This window comes from Alphaproteobacteria bacterium (assembly GCA_033344895.1).
In the GTDB taxonomy this organism is placed as follows: Bacteria; Pseudomonadota; Alphaproteobacteria; order UBA8366; family Aestuariispiraceae; genus Pacificispira.
Map to the genome: position 1 here is coordinate 264,426 of JAWPMN010000001.1, position 19,209 is coordinate 283,634.

General features: G+C 62.2%; 16 protein-coding genes and 1 pseudogene. 5 read left to right on the forward strand and 12 right to left on the reverse strand.

What is annotated here, in order from left to right:
* Positions 1-46: 46 nt before the first annotated feature.
* Positions 47-1,609 (reverse strand): histidine ammonia-lyase, encoded by a 1,563-nt coding sequence (hutH, locus tag R8L07_01245; GenBank protein MDW3204139.1) that lies wholly within the window; start codon positions 1,607-1,609, stop codon positions 47-49.
* A complete protein-coding gene (gene hutI, locus R8L07_01250) occupies positions 1,606-2,823 on the reverse strand; it encodes an imidazolonepropionase (GenBank protein ID MDW3204140.1) in 1,218 nt (405 codons plus the stop codon). The genes hutH and hutI overlap by 4 nt, the downstream gene beginning before the upstream one ends.
* A gap of 138 nt (positions 2,824-2,961) precedes the next feature.
* Here hutI and R8L07_01255 point away from each other — a divergent pair, with 138 nt between their 5' ends.
* The 4 genes from R8L07_01255 to R8L07_01270 are packed head-to-tail and all read left to right on the forward strand — an operon-like array spanning position 2,962 to position 6,484.
* Positions 2,962-4,326 (forward strand): formimidoylglutamate deiminase, encoded by a 1,365-nt coding sequence (locus tag R8L07_01255; GenBank protein ID MDW3204141.1) that lies wholly within the window; start codon positions 2,962-2,964, stop codon positions 4,324-4,326.
* Positions 4,323-5,030, forward strand: a complete 708-nt coding sequence (locus R8L07_01260; GenBank protein ID MDW3204142.1) for a UTRA domain-containing protein — start codon at positions 4,323-4,325, stop codon at positions 5,028-5,030. The genes R8L07_01255 and R8L07_01260 overlap by 4 nt, the downstream gene beginning before the upstream one ends.
* Positions 5,031-5,040: 10 nt before the next feature.
* Entirely contained in the window at positions 5,041-6,042 is a 1,002-nt protein-coding gene (locus tag R8L07_01265) for an Ldh family oxidoreductase (GenBank protein MDW3204143.1), read from the forward strand.
* A 52-nt stretch (positions 6,043-6,094) separates the two neighbouring features.
* Positions 6,095-6,484 carry a hypothetical protein gene (locus tag R8L07_01270; GenBank protein ID MDW3204144.1) on the forward strand — a complete coding sequence of 130 codons (390 nt, stop codon included), beginning with the start codon at positions 6,095-6,097 and terminating at the stop codon, positions 6,482-6,484.
* A gap of 236 nt (positions 6,485-6,720) precedes the next feature.
* Here R8L07_01270 and R8L07_01275 read toward each other — a convergent pair whose 3' ends face one another.
* From R8L07_01275 to R8L07_01290, 4 genes and pseudogenes are all read right to left on the reverse strand, one after another.
* Positions 6,721-7,284 carry a PAS domain-containing protein gene (locus R8L07_01275; GenBank protein MDW3204145.1) on the reverse strand — a complete coding sequence of 188 codons (564 nt, stop codon included), beginning with the start codon at positions 7,282-7,284 and terminating at the stop codon, positions 6,721-6,723.
* 179 nt (positions 7,285-7,463) lie between these two features.
* Positions 7,464-7,967 (reverse strand): annotated as a pseudogene (locus R8L07_01280) (peroxiredoxin).
* Positions 7,968-8,190: 223 nt separating this feature from the next.
* Positions 8,191-9,342, reverse strand: a complete 1,152-nt coding sequence (argE, locus tag R8L07_01285) for an acetylornithine deacetylase (GenBank protein MDW3204146.1) — start codon at positions 9,340-9,342, stop codon at positions 8,191-8,193.
* Positions 9,343-9,376: 34 nt separating this feature from the next.
* Positions 9,377-10,825, reverse strand: coding sequence for a TrkH family potassium uptake protein (locus R8L07_01290; protein MDW3204147.1), 1,449 nt, complete (start codon positions 10,823-10,825; stop codon positions 9,377-9,379).
* A 194-nt stretch (positions 10,826-11,019) separates the two neighbouring features.
* Here R8L07_01290 and R8L07_01295 point away from each other — a divergent pair, with 194 nt between their 5' ends.
* On the forward strand, positions 11,020-12,831 hold the full coding sequence (locus R8L07_01295; GenBank protein ID MDW3204148.1) for an EAL domain-containing protein: 1,812 nt from the start codon (positions 11,020-11,022) through the stop codon (positions 12,829-12,831).
* 46 nt (positions 12,832-12,877) lie between these two features.
* On the opposite strand, the gene folE is transcribed toward R8L07_01295, so the two are convergent.
* From folE to R8L07_01325, 6 genes are all read right to left on the reverse strand, one after another.
* The gene (folE, locus tag R8L07_01300; protein MDW3204149.1) at positions 12,878-13,522 is read right to left on the reverse strand and encodes a GTP cyclohydrolase I FolE; all 645 of its coding nucleotides are present in this window, start codon (positions 13,520-13,522) and stop codon (positions 12,878-12,880) included.
* 103 nt (positions 13,523-13,625) lie between these two features.
* Entirely contained in the window at positions 13,626-14,021 is a 396-nt protein-coding gene (apaG, locus tag R8L07_01305) for a Co2+/Mg2+ efflux protein ApaG (GenBank protein ID MDW3204150.1), read from the reverse strand.
* 185 nt (positions 14,022-14,206) lie between these two features.
* Positions 14,207-15,070, reverse strand: coding sequence for an OmpA family protein (locus tag R8L07_01310; GenBank protein ID MDW3204151.1), 864 nt, complete (start codon positions 15,068-15,070; stop codon positions 14,207-14,209).
* Between the two features lie 271 nt (positions 15,071-15,341).
* On the reverse strand, positions 15,342-16,019 hold the full coding sequence (locus tag R8L07_01315) for an ATP-binding cassette domain-containing protein (GenBank protein ID MDW3204152.1): 678 nt from the start codon (positions 16,017-16,019) through the stop codon (positions 15,342-15,344).
* Positions 16,016-17,740 carry an ABC transporter permease subunit gene (locus R8L07_01320; GenBank protein MDW3204153.1) on the reverse strand — a complete coding sequence of 575 codons (1,725 nt, stop codon included), beginning with the start codon at positions 17,738-17,740 and terminating at the stop codon, positions 16,016-16,018. The genes R8L07_01315 and R8L07_01320 overlap by 4 nt, the downstream gene beginning before the upstream one ends.
* The gene (locus tag R8L07_01325) at positions 17,730-18,932 is read right to left on the reverse strand and encodes an ABC transporter substrate-binding protein (GenBank protein MDW3204154.1); all 1,203 of its coding nucleotides are present in this window, start codon (positions 18,930-18,932) and stop codon (positions 17,730-17,732) included. Before R8L07_01325 ends, R8L07_01320 begins: the two co-directional genes overlap by 11 nt.
* Positions 18,933-19,209: the final 277 nt, after the last annotated feature.

Here is a 19,209-nt window from a genome sequence, read left to right on the forward strand (position 1 = left end):
AAAGTCGCTTCGTCTCTAGTCCTGCCCAGGCAGGTGATTTCATCCTTCAGCCCATGCCGCCGGCAAGACGCGGGAAGATATCCCGCCCTGCTGCGCGCACCGGGTTGCCCGACCGGACCAGGCCGGCGGCCAGGATCAGGTCGCCGGACATGTAACGGTCTTCCTTCAGCGCCGGGACTTCATCGCGGACGCTCTGCAGCACCGCCTTCAGACGCGGGCTGGTGGTCAGCGGTGCGCGGAATTCGACGCCCTGCGCCGCCATCAGCAATTCGATGCCAACGATCTGTTCCAGGTTCCGGTTCATATCCATCAGACGGCGCGCGCCGTGGCAGGCCATGGAGACATGGTCTTCCTGGTTCGCGCTTGTCGGTGTCGAATCGACAGAGGCCGGGTTGGCGCGCTGCTTGTTTTCGGAGTACAGCGCCGCGGCGGTTACTTCCGCGATCATGAAGCCCGAATTGACGCCCGGATCCGGCGTCAGGAAAGGCGGCAAACCGAAATTCAGCGCCGGATCCACCAGCATGGCGATGCGCCGCTCCGTGATGGAGCCGACTTCCGCGATAACCAGCGCCAGTTGGTCGGCGGCAAAGGCAACCGGCTCGGCGTGGAAGTTACCGCCTGAGATGATCCCATCGTTGCCGCTCATCACCAGCGGATTGTCGGTCACCGCGTTGGCCTCGGTTTCCAGTGTCTTGGCGCAGTGGCGGATCAGGTCGAGGCAGGCGCCCATGACCTGCGGCTGGCAACGGATACAATACGGATCCTGGACCCGCTCATCGTCGATGGCGTGGCTCTCCCGGATCTCGCTGCCCTCCATCAAGGCGCGCAGCGCATGGGCCGCATCGATCTGGCCCTGATGGCCGCGCAGGGTGTGAATTTCCGGATGGAAGGGGGCGCTGGACCCCATGGCGGCATCGGTCGCCAGGGCACCGGATGCCAGGGCTGCCCGGAAGGCGCGGTGCGCATCGTACAGGCCTGCAAGGGCCAATGCCGTCGACACCTGCGTCCCGTTGATCAGGGCAAGGCCTTCCTTTGGCCCCAGTTCGATGGGGGACAGGCCGGCCTCGCGCAGCGCCTGAGCCCCGGCCATGCGTTCATTTCGATAGACCGCTTCACCCTCACCGATCATCACCGCGCTCATATGCGCCAGGGGTGCGAGGTCGCCACTGGCCCCGACCGATCCCTGGCCCGGAATGACCGGCAGGACGCCGCGGATCAGCATGTCCTGCAGCAATTCGATCAGTCCCCAGCGCACGCCCGATGCGCCGCGCCCCAGCGAGATCAGCTTCAGCGCCATGACCAGCCGAACGACTTCCGGCGGCAGCGGGTCACCCACGCCGCTGGAATGGGACAGGATCAGATTGCGCTGCAACCGCGCCGTATCCGCGGGTGCAATCCGCTTCTGGGCCAGTTTGCCGAAGCCGGTGTTGACGCCATAGACCGGATCCGCCCCGTTGGCCGCCGCCGTCACCTTGTCGGCCGCGGCGCGTACCGCCGCCTGACAGGATTCGTCCAGTCGGGCGCCCGCACCGTCCCGGTAGATCAGGCGCAGCGTGTCGATATCGACTTTGCCAGGAACAAGGGTCAGGACCGTATCGGCCTGGGTCATGCTTCGCCTCCATAAATGCGACGTATAAGGGGATTGTAGCCAAAGCGATAGGCCAGTTCGGCTGGATGTTCGATGTCCCACAGCGCGATGTCGGCGCGCTTGCCGGCTTCCAGCGTGCCGCGATCCTTCAGCAGGCCCAACGCCCGCGCCCCTTCGCGTGTCATCCCGGCCAGAACCTCTTCCGGCGTCATGCGGAACAGGGTGCATGCCATGTTGAGCGCCAGCAGCGGCGAGAACATCGGCGAAGAGCCGGGATTGCAATCGGTCGCCACCGCAATCGGCACGCCCGCATCCCGAAGGCCCTGAAGCGGCGGCTGCTTGGTTTCGCGCAAGGTGTAGAAGGCGCCGGGCAGCAGGACGGCAACCGTCCCGGATTCCGCCATCGCCGCGATGCCCGCCGCGTCGAGATATTCCAGATGATCCGCAGACAGGGCCCTGAACCCGGCGGCCAGAGCCGTGCCGCCCAGATTGGACAATTGTTCCGCATGCAGCTTCACGGGAATACCCAGATCGCTGGCGGTCTCAAAAACGCGGGCGACCTGAACCGGACTGAAAGCAATGGTCTCGCAAAAGGCATCGACCGCATCGACAAGGCCCTCGTCATGCGCCTGTGGCAGCATCTCCTTGCAGATCAGGTCGATATAGCTGTCGGCATCATCCTTGTATTCCGGCGGGATGGCATGGGCGGCCAGGAAGGTCGTGACGATTGTAACGTCGCGTTCGGCGCCAAGTCGGCGCGCCGCCCGCAACATCTTCAATTCGTCCGCGGTGGTCAGGCCGTAACCCGATTTGATCTCGACGACGCCCGCGCCTTCATCAATGAAGGATTCAAGCCGCGGCAGGGCCGATTCGACCAGCTCCTCCTCAGAAGCGTCCCGCGTGGCGGTCACGGTGGACAGGATACCGCCGCCTGCCCGGGCGATCTCCTCGTAGCTGGCCCCCTGAAGGCGCAGTTCGAATTCCCGCGCGCGGTTGCCGCCATAGACCATATGCGTGTGGCAATCGATCAGGGCCGGGGTCGCCAGGGCACGACCGCCCTTCTCGACCGGCCAGTCGGCGAAGCGTGTCGGCAGCCGTTCGCGCGGGCCGCTGTAAACAATGCGCCCATCCTGGATCGCCAGCGCCCCGTCTTCGATGAGGCCGTACGGTTTGTCCCCCGCGGCCATGGTGGCTAGTCGGATTTCGCTGAGTACGAAACCACCATCCGATGTCATGATCGATACCCCCGGTTCGCTATATTGTGCAGACAAGAGCGTTGCACGATCATGGCACAGGTCAAACCCCTTGCCGCCGTTGCCGCATTTTGTATAGTCATAACAGTTTTTATGTCCAGACAAAAAATGGAGCATGCAGTGACCGGACTTTTCTGCGACTGGGCCCTTCTGCCCGACGGGTGGCACGCCAATGTCCGGATCGGGATCGGCTCGGATGGTCGGATAGCCGAAATTGCCCGGAATTCAGCAGCGCAGGAGGACGATCTGCGCATGACGAACGGCCTGGCAGTGCCCGCCCCGGGCAACCTGCATTCCCACGCCTTTCAGCGCGCCATGGCCGGCCATGCAGAGATCAAGGGCAGCGGCGAGGACAGTTTCTGGACCTGGCGGGAAACCATGTACGGCTTCCTCGGCAAACTGACGCCCGACGATGTCGAAGCGATCGCCGGTCAGGTTTACATGGAGATGCTGGAGGCCGGTTATGCTGCGGTCGGGGAGTTTCACTACCTGCACCACCAGCCGGACGGCAGCGACTACGACAATGCCGCGGAAATGGCGCAGAGCGTCGCCGCCGGCGCGGCCGCCAGCGGGATCGGGTTGACCCTGTTGCCGGTGCTCTATGCCCGCGGCGGAGTCCATAACGAGGAGCTGAACGACCGCCAGAGACGTTTCGGCTGCAACATTGACCGCTACGCGCGTCTTCACGGTGAAATCCAACTGCCGACACCGGATTCGGTACTGGGGGTCGCGGCTCATTCCCTGCGCGCCGTCCCGCCGGAGATGCTTGATCCACTGACCAGAGAGTTCGGCAACGGCCCCGTCCACATCCATATTGCCGAGCAGACGGCAGAGGTCGAGGCGGTCGAGGCCGCCTATGGCGCCCGACCGGTTGCCTGGCTGATGGATAATGCCGAAGTCGATCGTCGCTGGTGTCTCGTCCACGCGACACACATGCTGCCCGGCGAAACCGAGGCGCTGGCCCGTAGCGGCGCCGTGGCCGGTCTGTGTCCGATTACCGAAGGCAATCTGGGCGACGGGATCTTCGACGGGCGCCGCTTCGTCGAAAACGGCGGTGCCTACGGCGTTGGCAGCGATTCGAATGTGCGCATCGAGCTGACCGAGGAACTGCGTGTCCTGGAATATTCCCAGCGCTTCAAGGACCGCCGCCGCACCGTCTTGCGCGACGGTCCCGGTTCCGTCGGTGAGGCAATGTACCGGGCCGTAACGGCCGGTGGTGCCCAGGCACTGGGCCGCGGCGCAGGCACGTTGGAAGTCGGGCAATGGGCCGACATCACCGTACTGGACGCCGATGAGATCCTGCCCTTCGTGCCCGGGCCGGCGCAGTGGCTGGATCACTGGATCTTTGTTGCCGGTGACCGCGCCGTCCGGGATGTGTGGTCGGCAGGCCGTCATGTGGTACAAGAGGGCAAACACAGAAGAAGAAGCGCCATCGCGAAACGTTTCCGCGATACCGTAGCGCACCTGATGGAGGACAGTGTTTGACCGAGGTCGCCCCCTATCAGCGGATCAAGCACGATCTGCGCGACCGCATTCATACCGGTCATTGGCGACCCGGGGACACGATTCCCGGCGAGATGCAGTTGGCGGAGGAATTCGGCTGCGCCCGTGCGACGGTGCATCGTGCCCTACGCGAACTGGCGGAAGAAGGCGTACTGGAACGCCGCCGCAAAACCGGCACGCGGGTCGCGTATCCCAAGGGCCGCAGCCTCGCCCTGGACATCCCGCTGGTTCAGGACGAAATCCGCGCCACCGGGGCCGAATACCAGTACCGCCTGCTGCACCGGGCGGTCGAGGCGCTGCCTGCCATGGCGGCGATGGCGCTGGATCGCGCAACAGGGGAACAGGCCCTGCACCTGCAATGCCTGCACTTCGCCGATCGGCGCCCCTATCAATTCGAGGATCGCTGGATCGACCCGCAGACCGTGCCGGAATGCATCGAGGAATCCTTTGCGGAGAACGGCCCGAATCCCTGGCTGGTTCGGAACATTCCCTGGACCGACGCGGAACATACGATTTCCGCCGACATCGCCAACGAGACCGTGGCAGAGATTCTCGACATCCCGGTCGGCGATCCTGTTCTGATCGTGGAGCGGCGTACCTGGAACGACAAGGGCCCGGTCACGGTGGTCCGTTTCCATCATCCCGGCCGGACCCACCGGCTGCGCACCCCCTTCGCCACCCGCTAGAGAACCCACAATGAGCGACGATCTGCATTCGCCGGAATCCCTCAAGCGGCTTGCCGTAGATATCCTGACCCGTAACAGAACATCGAACCCCAATGCCGAATCCGTGGCGGATGCCTTGGTGTCGGCCCAGATCGACGGCCATGCAGGACACGGATTGTCCCGCCTGCCCTCCTATTCGGCCCAGGCGAACAGTGGAAAGGTCAACGGTTTCGCGGAACCGGTCGCAGACCGCGCCGGATCGGCCGCAGTCCGGATTGATGCCGGACATGGCTTCGCCTTCCCCGCTCTGGACCTCGCCCGGCGGGAGTTGCGCAGGATCGTGCCGGAGACCGGGATCGCCGCCGCAACGATATACCGAAGCCACCATTTCGGCGCTGCCGGACGACATGTGGAACTGTTGGCGCAGGACGGGCTGATCGGTCTCGTCCTCGGCAACAGCCCAAAGGCCATCGCGCCCTGGGGCGGCACCGCCGGCGTCTTCGGGACAAATCCGATTGCGTTTGCGGCACCGATGGGAACGACGGAACCGCCGCTGCTGATCGACTTGAGCCTGTCAAAGGTGGCGCGCGGCAAGATCATGGTCGCGTCGAAGAAGGGGGAGCCGATCCCAGAGGGCTGGGCCCTGGATGCCGACGGGAATCCGACCACGAATGCGGAAGCGGCCCTGGAAGGCACCATGATCCCGATGGGCGACGCCAAGGGCGCGGCGCTTGTTCTTATGGTAGAGATTCTCGCCGCGGCCCTGTCCGGGGCGAATTTCGGCTTCGAAGCCAGTTCCTTCTTCTCCGCCGACGGCGATCCACCCGGAGTTGGCCAGACCCTGATCGCCTTCGATCCGGTCGCCCTGTCCGGCGGCTCCTTTGCCGAGCGGCTGCCCGTGCTTGTAAGGGCCATTCTCGACCAGCCGGGGACCCGACTGCCCGGTACGCGGCGGCTGGACAATCGCGCGGCAGCTCAGCAGGACGGCGTCCGCGTTCCAGCCGATCTCATGGCGGAACTCCAGGCGCTCTGAGCTGGGACACAGCGCGATTGCACGTCACAATTGGCCCGCCTAGGCTGGATGGATGGCTCAAGCTCCCGAACAGATTCCCGAGACCCTCTGGATAGAGGAAGAGGTCTACCGCCTCTTCACCGCGCCGCTTGCGCCGTGGCTGCGGGCACACGACCTGGCTTTCGAGCACCGGAGCGAAGCCTGCGCGCGCGGCTATATCGGGCGTTGGAAGATCGCCACGGGTGCCCTGTGGCTGATCGACCTGCACGGCTGGATTGACGGCAGACTGGTCAGGGTCCCCGATCTGTTTGACGGAGCCGCGGAGATCCGCGCCGATTGGTACTCCGGCGACATCGTATTTGAACCCCCGCCCGATACGGTGGAAGAGGGCGCCATGGCGCGACAGCAGCGCGTCTATATAGATAGCGGGGCAATTCGCAGATCGCGACCGGCGCCGGGTTAGGGGCGAAATCCCGAACGACCAATTGACCGATCGGGACCAGGCGCTCGGGTGGTGAGCCGTCAAGACATCCATCGCATTGAAAAGTCGTTGCTTATCGGGTTACGGCAAAATCAGTCTCACCTGTCCCCAATCATTCTCATGGGGAGATTTGCATCGCCGTTCCGCCAGCGTCGAGGTCTACCCGGCGAAGAAGCCCCGACGGGTGGAGCGCCCGACAGGACCACGAGCATGGCCCGTTATCGTATGGCCCCCAGATGATACAGGGACGACCGATCCATTGCCTTGAAGACGCGCAAGCGACCATCTTTCGGCGGCTGGGGCAGCAATAAGCGTGTGTAGCCCCACTCATCGCCTTCCAGGCACACATATCGGCGATCCGCCAGGCTCGGCTCACCGCCTTGAGCACAGGCGTTGAGGGCCTTCAGGACATCACGAGCGTCTCGTTGCTGAAAGAAATCGTTCACCGTCTTCCCTCGCAGTTCTCCGCCATACAGTTCGCAGCAATAGGTACCGGCCAGGCGAATGACCGCATCGTCACCGCTCGGGGAAAGTTCGATCAACATCACAGTCGGCAATAGGGCTGGGGGAATTTCGAAAACATCAAGCTCCGTCGAGTCGCCTGCCTCACGGCGCAGCCTCCAGGCGGTGTATACGGACTCAAGATCCGGATAATCCCTGACGTCGGCGATCGATCTTTCATAGTGTCGGACCCGCTCGCCATCTGACGTCGTGGCCCTGAAAATCTGGCTGTGGTTCCCGCCCCCGGCATCATGATCCGATGCAAACAACACACTGTTCATTTTATCCTCCAGTTTCCGCGTACCTTTCTCTACGTCGTGATCGGGGGATTGGATTTCTTGAACGAATTCAGATCGGTAATCAGACCGTTTTCTGACCAAAAGAAAACGGGCACCGCGATTGCGGTGCCCATCGTCAAACTGCGTCGGCCAGATTATGCAGCGGCCGCTTTGGCTTCCTTGAGGTAGCCCAGAACCGTGTCGACATCGCTGACCTCAAAGGGGTCGCCGGGCTTTTCCGGTTCGACGAACATTTTTTCGATCGTACCGTCGTTCACGACCATCGCGTAACGCCAGGAACGCGGACCGAAACCCAGATCCTTCTTGTCGGCCAGCAGTCCCATCTTTTCGGTGAACTCACCATTGCCGTCCGGGATGACCTTCAGCTCGTCAGTCACGCCCTGGTCCTTGGCCCAGGCGTTCATGACGAAACTGTCGTTGACCGACAGGCAGTAGATGTCGTCGACACCATGGGACTTCACTTCCTGGGACTTGATCATGAAGCCCGGCAGGTGAGTCGAGGAGCAGGTCGGCGTGAAAGCGCCCGGAAGGGCGAATACGACGACTCGCTTGCCGCCGAAAATGTCGTCGGTGGACACGTCTTTCCAGTCACCGTCGGCACGGGTACGGAAGGTTACGGACGGCACTTTATCGCCGGCTTTCTTGGCATTCGGGAAGTTGGTCATGCTCTCTCCTCCAATTGGTCTGAGCGTCGGCAGGACCGGATGATCAGCCCTGCAAAATTCAATGGGCACAATAGGCGCGCCCCATTATTAGAACGCGTCTAATGTGCTTTCACGCGGAAGATAGTGCGTTTTAGACGCATTTCAATAAAAAATATCCGGCCATCGGAATTTTCCCGGAGGCACTCTTCCGTCCGGATGCTGCACGCGGTGATTTGAGAGAAATCTAGCTGCGACAGCGCTCGATGAGCTTGCGCAGCATCTCTTCGCACTGATCGATCTGACCGGCTTCGATGAACTCGTTCGGCTGGTGCGCCTGATCGATCGATCCCGGTCCGCACACAACTGCCGCCATGCCGGCGGACTGGAACTGACCGGCCTCGGTGCCATAGGGCACGTAGGTGACATCATTGTCGCCGGTCAGTTGCCGCACCAGGGTCTCGGCCTCGCTATCGAGGTCTTTCCGCAATCCCGGCACGACATTTTCCGTGGTCACGTCAATCCGTGTTGCCGGATCCACCGCATGCATTTCGGGAAGAATTTCCTGCTCGATCCATGCCTCGTATTCCCGCTGGATGTCTTCGGGAAAGTCTTCCGGGAGATTCCGCACATCGCAGACGAACTCGCATCGGCGAGAAATGATATTCGCAGCGGTACCACCCTGAACCGTTCCGACATGGATCGTCGTGTATGGCGGAACAAACTTGCAGTCAGGATCCGCCGCCGCAGCCCGCGCCTTTGCCATTTCATCCAGTTTGGCGATCAGGCGCGCACCGGTCATGACCGCCGACACACCGCGATGCGTCTGACTGGAATGCGCCTCCTTCCCGGTCACGACCGTGCGGAAGAACCACATACCCTTATGGGCCGACACGACCTTCATGTCGGTGGGCTCGCCGATGATCACCACCGAGGGCCGCGGAAGCGTTCGTCCGATCTCGGAAATCATGGCAGGCGCGCCAAGACAGCCGACCTCCTCGTCATAGGAAAAGGCAAAATGAATTGGGCGCGCCAGAGGCTTCGCCAGCATTTCCGGCAGTAGCGCCAAAGCGGTCGCGGGAAACGCCTTCATGTCGCAGGTGCCACGACCGTAAAGTCGACTGCCCTTGCGGGTCAGAACGAAGGGATCCGTGTCCCAGGGCTGCCCATCGACGGGGACGACATCGGTATGACCGGACAGACAGACCCCGCCTTCCCGCTCCGGCCCGACCGTGGCCCAGAGATTGGCCTTGGTACCGTCCTCGTTCGGTACCAGGGTCGAGGTCACACCGTGCGCCTCCAGATAGGTGCGAACCCAATCGATTAGGGCCATGTTGGATTTCGCACTCGTCGTATCGAACCCGACGAGCGTGTCGAGAATTTCCACCGATGTCGGCATGACGCCCTCTCAAGAAATAAACCGCGCAGTGACCTCAGCCGCGCCAGAAACTCGGCGCCAGCAGGATCAGCACCGTAAATATCTCAAGCCGCCCCAGCAACATGCCGAAGGACAGCAGCCACTTCGCCTGATCTGGAAGGGAGGCAAAGGTCCCCGCAGGGCCGATCACGTCGCCAAGGCCGGGCCCGACATTCGAGATCGCCGTCGCGGCACCACTGGTCGCCGTTACGAAATCCAACCCCATGAGGCCCAGGCCGCAAGCCATCAGGGCAAAGATCATCATGAAGAGGAAGAAGAAACTCATCACCGATTCTTCGACCGATTCCGGGATCGGCTTGCCATTGTAATAGGCAATGAACACGCCGTGCGGACGCAACAGCCGACGCATCTGGACCCGTGCCGTCTCATACAGAACCTGGAAGCGGAAAATCTTGATCCCGCATGTGGTCGATCCGGCACAGCCCCCGATGAACATCAGCAGGAAGAACAGCGGCAGCGCAAACGCGCCCCAGGAACCGAAATCCTGCGTTGCATAACCGGTCCCTGTCATGACCGACGTCACATTGAAGCTGGTGAAGCGGATCGCGTCCGCCAGGGTCCAGTTCTTCTCCAGCACCAGATAGAGGATCATGATGCCGATGGCGGTTAGCAGAAAGCCGAAGAACCATCGTACCTGGCTGTCCACGAACAACGCCCCCGGCGCGCCCCGCAGCGCCTGCAGATACAGCAGAAAGGGCAAGGACCCCAGGATCATGAACACGGTCGCGATCCATTCGATCCGGGCACTGCCGAACAGGCCGACGGAACTGTCATAGGTAGAAAACCCACCGGTCGCCACCGTCGTCATCGCATGATTTATGGCGTCGAAGCCGCTCATCCCGGCCCACCAGTAAAGCGCCGCGCAAACCAGTGTCAGGATCAGGTAGATGATCGCGATCCAGGCACCGATCTGTGCCGCGCGCGGCAACGCCTTCTCCATCCGTTCGGCAAATTCCATCCGGAACAACTGCATCCCGCCGACCTGCAGCATGGGAAGGACGGACACGGCCATGACAATGATCCCGACCCCGCCCAACCATTGCAGCAGCGACCGCCAGAGCAAAATGCCGGGCGGCGCGTAGTCCAGACCAACAATCACCGTCGACCCCGTCGTCGTGATCCCGCTCATCGCCTCGAAGAAGGCATCCGTGTAGGACAGATTCAGATCCGAAAATGCCAAGGGGAGCGCCGCGAACCCGGGCAGCAGGAACCACGAGGTCGAGGTCATCACGAAGGCCTGCCGTACGGTGAGCGCATTCGACTTCGCCCAGTTGGTCAGCGCCAGCATTGCGCCGATAAAGAGCGTCAGCGCAGCCGCGGCGGCAAAAACCTTCCAATCGGGATTACCGACAGCCAGATCCACCGCCGCAGGCAGCACCATGGCTGCCGCCAGCGTGACCAGCAGAATGCCGTTCACCAAAAAGACTGGGCGGAAATCCAGCAAATCCCCCTCCGGGATCCAACCAACTGGTTAACGAACTTGGGCCCCAATGCCGAAGGCGGACAATAGCGACAATGATCGCACCGTGCCAGCGGCGCGATGAAGCTCATCCTGACATTCGCAAGAGTTGTCCAGATTCCCGCTTTGGTTTCTTTACCATTCTTTAATCGGCCCGGTGTATGGTATCGGAATATACCATGGTCGAGAGAAAGTCGCAGGTCAGCATGTCCGACTCCAACCGCGCCAAGGATAACAAAGCGGTTCATTCCAGTGAGGATTTGCAGCGCCTTGAGGCGATTTTTTTGAATACCCACGATTCTATCATCACCATCGACAGCAATTCGACCATTGTCGCCATCAACAGCGTGACGCTGGACATTTTCGGTTACGAGCAGGAGGCCGAACTGATCGGGCAACCGATCGAAGTCCTGATGAATGACGTGCATGCCAGCCGGCACCATCGCTATATCGCAGACGAGGTTTCCGGCGCCCGGCGGGGTACTTTGGGCAAGCTTCGGCGCATTCGCGCACGGAAACGCGACGGCACGATCTTTCCGGTCGACATCCATATCGCGGATTACGAGTTCGAGGGGCAGCGCTTCTTTGTCGGCTGCATACGGGACATGTCCCAGGTCCAGGAACATGAAGACCGCGTCCACAAATCGCTGTTCTACGATCAACTGACCGGATTGCCGAACCGGGAAACCCTGGACCGCAGTCTCGCATCGATACTGGATCCTTCGGTCCGGGAATCCTCGCGATTCCTGATGATGGAAATCGGCATCGATCAGATGCGGGCAATCAACACGACGTTCGGCATGGGGGACGGCAATACGGTCATCCGACTGGTCGGCCAGCGTCTCGAGCAGGCCCTTGTGCCCTGCGAGTTCTTTGGACGGGGTAATGGCGACAGATTTACCGCCCTGTTCGAAATTCCTGCCAGCAAGACGGCGGACACGGTCGCACTGGATACGTTCCGCAAGATGCAGCGTGCCTTATCGGCGCCGTTTGAATTCGGCGGTGCGCGGGTCTCGATCAGCGTGACCGCCGGCGGTCTGGAAATCCCGCTGCTTGCCACCGATCCCAGTCTCGCCGTCCGTTACGCGGACATGGCCTACTACGAGGCCAAGAACCTGCACCGGGGGGAAGTCTACCTGCTGACCCCGGACGACGTCGCCCGCGTCATGCAGACATCCGCCCTTGTGCACCAGATCCGCGAAGCCCTGCAGATGCAGGAGTTCTTCCCGGTCTTCCAGCCGAAGATCGATCTGGAAACCGGGCGATGTTCGGCGGCCGAATGCCTGATCCGCTGGCGCACGCAGGAAGGCAACATGATCTCCCCCGCCCTGTTCATTCCTGTGGCGGAAAGTGCGGACCTGATCGAGGGGATCGGTCGTTTCATATTCCTCGAATCCTGCGCGGCCGTTCAGGAATGGAAGGCGGACCCGGTCCTCAGTCAGGTCAAGCTGGCGGTCAATATCTCTCCGAAGCAGCTGGAACGAGACAATTTCGTGGAATTCGTCCGGCGGTCCCTGGAGACTTTCGATATTCCCGCCTCGTCGCTGGAGTTCGAGATCACCGAAACCACCCTGGCCAACAACCCCAAGATCACCTTTGCGGCGGTTGAGGAGTTGAGCCGCATGGGGATCTGTATCGCAATCGACGATTTTGGCACCGGGCAGTCCTCATTGGGCATGCTGCGTGAAGTCTGTGCATCGCGCGCGAAGGTCGATCGTGCCTTCCTTGCGGGTGTGCCGGAGGACGAGAAATCGAACCGGATGCTGCGCAACATCGTCAACCTGATGCGCGACATGAATCTGGCCGTCACTGTCGAAGGCATTGAAACGCGGGAGGTCGCGGAATACGTCCGAACCCTGCGTTGCTCGGAAGGCCAGGGCTTCTATTTCGCGAAGCCGATGGACAAGGTCGATTTCGAGGACTTCGTTCGCGATACAAACGCGGCTGCATCGCCCGGCGCCATCATGCGCCGCCAATCCGTTATGAATTAGGCCGGACCGGTCGATCCAACGATCGCCGTTTTTTCAGTTTCGTCGATCAGCCGATCGACGCCGCGTTCAAGCCCGTCATCGCCATGAACTCCGAACGAAGGGCACGGTCGTCCTTGAATGCGCCCAGCATGCGGCTCGTAATCATGTCGACGCCGTGCTTCTTGACGCCCCGTGTCGTCATGCACTGGTGCTGACCGCTGACGACGACGGCGACACCGCGCGGCTGAAGCGCGTCCTGAATGGCCCCGGCGATCTGGGCCGTCATCTTTTCCTGGATCTGCAGCCGCTTGGCGTAGGCCTCAACCACCCGCGCCAGTTTGGAAATGCCGACAACGCGCTCATTCGGAAGGTAGGCGACATGCGCCGTACCGATAATCGGCACCATGTGATGCTCGCAATGGCTTTCGAAGGTGATACCGCGCAACAGCACCATCTCATCGTAGCCGCCCGTTTCCTCGAAGGTACGCGCAAGCATTTCCGTCGGGTCGATTTCGTAGCCCGCGAAGAACTCCTCATAGGCACGCACAACGCGTTTCGGCGTGTCCAACAGACCTTCACGGTCCGGGTCATCGCCCGTCCAGCGCAGCAGAGTCCGGACCGCCGCTTCCGCTTCTTCCCGGCTGGGGCGCGGCACGACGTCGAGGGAGTCCTGCTTCTGGTCGACAGATGCGGGCTGCTGAATGGCGTTCATCGGTTCTTCCTTGCTCTGACGCGTCCGCGGAAGACCCGCACCCGCATGCTTTCGAACTACGGCGCGCCAGGGACGCGCCAGTTGTGCTACCAATTACGTTGCGTCAGTTCAATTGGATTGTCTGATGCGGACTATCAAGAGAGAAAGCCGGAATTTCGACTTCAAACCGGCCGCCGCTGTGATCGTCCATCTCGTAGCGCCCGGACATGATGCCGGACGGGGTCTTCAGCGGCGCCCCGCTGGTATACTCGAAACATGCGCCAGGCTCGATCAGCGGCTGCTCGCCGACCACCCCGGGTCCGCGCACTTCCTCCCTCCGGCCGTTGGCGTCGGTGATGCACCAATATCGATTGATGAGTTGGACCGGTCGGTCGCCCATATTCTCGATCCGGACGCTGTAGGCCCAGACGTAATGCGAATGTTGGGGCGAGGACTGATCCTCGAGGAACCTTGGCTCCACGGCGACCCGGATTTCGTTCGTAATCGCTTCGTATTTCATGGCAGGGCCTGGTTTTTCCATCCATTACCAGAAATGTGACACCAATAATGGATCATTGACGCGCATTGTCCAGTTATCCGCCCTTCAAATTATCCGCCCTTCAAAGGAAACGGGCCGGAAGGTTGCCCTTCCGGCCCGGTCCCTGATTTACGCCGGAACGGATGGCCGTTCCGGAACCGCGATCATCACTTGATGGTGATTTCCACGCGGCGGTTCTGCGGGTTCTTCACGCCGTCGCCGGTGGCTTCGAGCGGCTCGCTCTCACCCTTGGCATCGACGGTGAAGGCCGAAGCCGGCACACCCATTTCGATCAACGCGAAGCGCACGTTGTTGGCACGCTGCAGCGACAGACGATCGTTGTAGTCGTTCGGACCCGACGTATCGGTGTGACCGACCAGGCTGATCTGTCCGTCCTTGTAGTCGCCGAACTTCGAGTTCACGAGGTTCAGGACCTGGCCGGCGCCTTCGTTCACGCTCGCATCATCCCAGTCGAAGAAGACAATGAAGTTCGCAGGCTCCATCACCGGCTCCGGCGCGGGCGGCGGCGGGGGCGGCGGTGCAGGCGGCTCCATCTTCTGTTCCAGCACCTCGATCGCGGCCGCGAATTCCTTCATGCACTCGGCGATGTGCTCGGGCTGATGGTTTTCTTCCTGCTGCTCGACCCAGCAATCGAACTTCGCCTGGGCGATCGCCGCTTCGACCGGGTGGTCTTCGCGGCCACCGGCGTCCAGCGCTTTGATCAGACGCGCACGAGCGGCTGCAAGCAGGTCAACGCGATCAGCGGGCAGATTCCAGTTTCCGAGTTCCTCCGGAAGGACAACCTCACCGGCGGCAGCGCGCAAGCCCTTGCGGGCGAAATAATCGCCGTCGATGTGGTCGTGCATCTCGTACATTTCGAACTCAGAGAACTTCTGGTATTCCTTGGCCAGTGCCTTGGTGAATTCCGTGCCCTGCGGTTCGGTTCTCTGGAGCTCTTCGAGATTTCCATAGACCGAGCAACCTGCGAGCAGAACGGCGCCACCAACCAGGCCGATCAGACGCTTCAACATATTATCAATTCCCCCTTTGCGGCTTCTTCCGTAGGGTCTTGCTTCCCGCCGCTCACCGCCAAGGTGGCGCAGATGAGAGAGCAATTCCCCGAAGTGGGACATGTTAAATACCGCACCGGCAAATCCAGGCGGCATGGGAAACTCCCGAGGTAATAACGATTATAGGGGGCTTCGGGTTCGATTCATAGAGCCAGAAAGAAGCTTTTTTTGTGGTTTTTATGGAGTTTGCGCTGCATTTCCACAGGTGTTGCAATTTTGTCTAAAATTCCAACTAAATACCGCGCAACATAATTACCTCACCATCCGCAGCGCCTGCATCGTCCGGGTCGTGCGTTACCAGCAGGACTGGAATTCCGCGCGATATGCTGTGTTCAAACACGAAGCTGCGGAACCGCACGCGCAGATCGGCGTCCAGTTTGGAGAACGGCTCATCAAGAAGCAGCGCCTCCGGTTCCGCCATCAGGGCCCTGAGACAGGCTACCCGCGCACGCTGGCCGCCGGACAGGGTCGCCGGGTCGCGGTGCTCAAACCCGGTCAGGCCGGCCTCGGACAGCGCCTCGGCGATCCGTCGGCGCTGTTCGGCACGGGGCAGGCCGGCTGGCAACCCGAAAGCCAGATTGTCGGCGACGCTGAGATGCGGAAACAACAGATCGTCCTGAAACAGGATACCCGTACGGCGCTGCTGCGCCGGAAGCCCGTCCAACCGCCGCCCGTTCAAGGTCACGCTGCCCGACATCGCAAAAACCGGATCCAGCGTACCGCAGATCGCGGATAGAAGAGTAGACTTGCCGGACCCGCTGGGACCCATGATCGTCGCCGTACAGCCCGGCGCGACAGACAGGGACACGGGCGCAAACAGGGCCGTTCCATCATGGCTGATGCCAAGGTCCTGCAGGCACAGGCCGTTCGCGGCCTGTCCCGCCGTATCGTGATCGGCATCCATCGTCATTCGCCCCTTCCCCGTCGAAATGCGGCCCGGCGCACCAGCATTGGTGTGATGGCCGCCAACGCGAACAGGGTCAATGGCAGCACGCCCTGCAGAACCACAAGGGTACCGATCGTGCGTCGATCGCCGCCCCCCGCCAGGGAGACCGCCTCGGTCGTCAAGGTCGTCAGGCGGCCCGCCCCGGCAAAGACCGTCGGCAGGTATTCACCGACGCTGACGGCAAACCCGACCGCGAAGGCGATCAGGATCGGGCGCAACAGCATCGGCAGCTTCACCCGCCCGAAAATGCGCCATGGCCCCGCCCCCAGACAAGCCGCCGCGCGCTCATAACGCGGGTCCAGGGCCCGATAGGGATCTGACAGCGACAGGAAGATATAGGGCAGCACAAACAGCAGATGGGCCCAGACCAACCCGACCCAATGTCCGTCCATGCCGCCGCTCACCAACAGAACCTGCGCCCCGAACAGAAACGCGACCTGGGGCACGATCAGCGGTGTGTAGAGCAGCCATAACGCGCGATTGGTGGGGCGCCGGCCGGTCCGCTGTTCCGCTTCCAGGCACAACAGGACCAGGAAAAGCGCGATCGCCGCCGACGCCGCGCCCAGCCAGACCGTGGTCAGAAGCGGATCGACAATCTGGTCAATGCGTCGCGTCCAGTTGGACAGGGTCCATTCCGCGGGCAGCATGTCCGGGAACCGCCAACGCCGGGCAAAGGACCAGACGGCGAGCCCCATCAGGCCGAGCATTCCCAGCAACGCGGCGCCGCACAGCCCGGCCAGCGCGCCGGCATTCATGCCCATCGGCATGCGGCGGCCTGCAATGCGTATCCAGGCGAGACCGATCCGGGCCACTGCGCGCTCTGCCAGGATCCAGGCTGCCAGCGCCGCCAGAACCACCCCACCCTGCAGGCAGGCACCGGCCGCCGCCTGGAACTGCAGGGTCAGATCCGGGTCGTTCGCCCAGCGCAGGATCAAAACCCCCAGTGTGGGGGAAGGCGTTACTGTCAGGATCATGGCGACGTCGACGACCGAGACGGAAAACGCGACGATCGCAAAGACCGGCAGCCGGATCTGCCCGTATATCCGGGGCAGGACGGTCTTCAGCCAGGCGGACATCCGGTCGTAGCCGAGTGACTGCGCGACGCGGATGGAACGGTCCGCGGGAACCTGATTCAGCGCGCCGACGGTCATCAGAAAGAGAAACGGCACTTCCTTGACGACAAGGGCGAGAACGAGGCTCCACCCGTAGGGATCCGGCGCCAGCATCAGGTCCGGCGGTCTGTCATAACCGGTCAGCCAGGGCGACAACGCCCGCAAGATCCAGCCGCTGGGGGCCAGCAGGAAGGCCAGCCCCATGGCCAGCGCGGCATGCGGCACCGCCAGCAGCGGGGCCAGAACCGCCCGAACGCGACCGAACCAGCGCGTTCCGAAGGACGCGGCGCAGAACAGGGTGACGAGCACGAACGAGATCGCCGCCGATGCCAGACCGGTACCAAAGCTGCGCAAGGTGGCATCCAGAACGCCGGGATACGCCGCAAGGTCCCGCCAGGCCGCCAGCGAGACAGTATCGCCCCCCAGCGCCGGCAGATATCCGAAAGCCGGTAGCAATGTTCCGAACAGTCCTGCCGCGACGGGCCCCAGAAAGACCGCCAGCGTCAGGCCCGGGACAAAGCGCAGAAACCCGGCCCGGCGCAGCGCCGCCGACCCGGCCGGGTCAACTGCCATACCGCTCCAGCCAGGCGGCTTCGATCCGGGTCATCCAGCTCGGGTGCGGTTCCGGCAATGTCGGTCCCAGCTCCTCCGGGCTCAGGGACGCGACGCCCCGCGGCAGCGCTTCGAACAGGGCCCTGCCCTCCGGTGAGAGGCGTGACAGGGTCAACACGGTCATGTCGCCCCAGATTTCCGGATTTTGCTTCCGCGCCTGCGCCTCGGGTGACAGCAGGAAATTTGCCGCAACCATTGCCGCTGCCTTGTGGGCGGCGTTGTAGGGGATCGCGACGTAATGCGTGTTGCCGATCGTACCGCCATCCAGAACGAAGGTTCGCGCGGATTGCGGCAGCAGCCCTTGTGCGATGGCCGCCGACGCCTTTCCGGGATGGAAGGACATGGCAAAGTCCACCGCACCCTCGTCCAGCAGTCGGATCAGGGCATCCTCATTGGCCGGGAAATCCTTGCCGCTGCGCCACATCACAGGGTGCAACTGGTCCAGATAGGCCCAAAGCGGCGCCGTCACCTCGTCGAAGTTGGCGCCGGCCTCTATGAGCAGGACCTCCGGTTCGGTGACCAGTTCATAGAGCGCCTGCTTCAGGAAGGTCGTGCCGAGAAACTGCGGCGGCGCGGGATAGGTCACGCGCCCCGGATTCTCGCTGGCATGGGTCAGCAGATCGACCGTACTGCCCGGCGGTTCGGCAACCGTTTCGGAATCATGGATGAAGACCAGCTTCGCCTGACCATAGGGCGACTCGTACCCTTCGGTCGGAATGGTGAAGTCCAGTTCGATCGCCGGATTTGCCGCCACGTCGATGAGCCCGTAATTCGGCAGTTTCGGCGTGATCGGACCGTGCAGCAATGCCTGATCCTTCATCGCCTTGAAATTCTCGCCGTTGATCCAGATAAGGTCCACCGACCCGTCCTCGTCACGTCCGGCGGCCTTTTCCGCGACGACCTTTCGGACGGCCTCCGCAGTATCGCTCAACTTCACATGAACCAGATCGATTTCGTATTCCTCGGCCAGCCGTTCCCCGACCCAGGCGACATAGTCGTTGATCCCTTCATCGCCGCCCCAGGCATTCCAGTAGAGGATCTGTCCACGGGCCTCGGCGACGGTTTCGTCCCAGGTTTCGGCCGCGGCAGGCTGCATGCCGCCGAGAACCAGACCGGCCGCGATGGCCAGCCGCCAGAACTTTGATATCGCCATGGAATATCCCCCCGTTCGATTGCTCTCGTTGAGCCTAACCGTAGTTCAACAGACGCGGCGGGACCAGCCGCGGGGACTGACATCCCGGGCCGTTCACGCAATTGTGCCCGGCGCGAACTCATGCTACAGCGGTTGCCCATGAGCTGATCCATGCGGGATCGGCCATGCTTACGGGAGCCTCCTTGGACCGACATGACCCGCCACACCGCCATGCGCGACACGCGACGAAGCCGCGCCGCGTCCGCCCGACGACCGGGCAGGACCGGCGGTGTTTTCG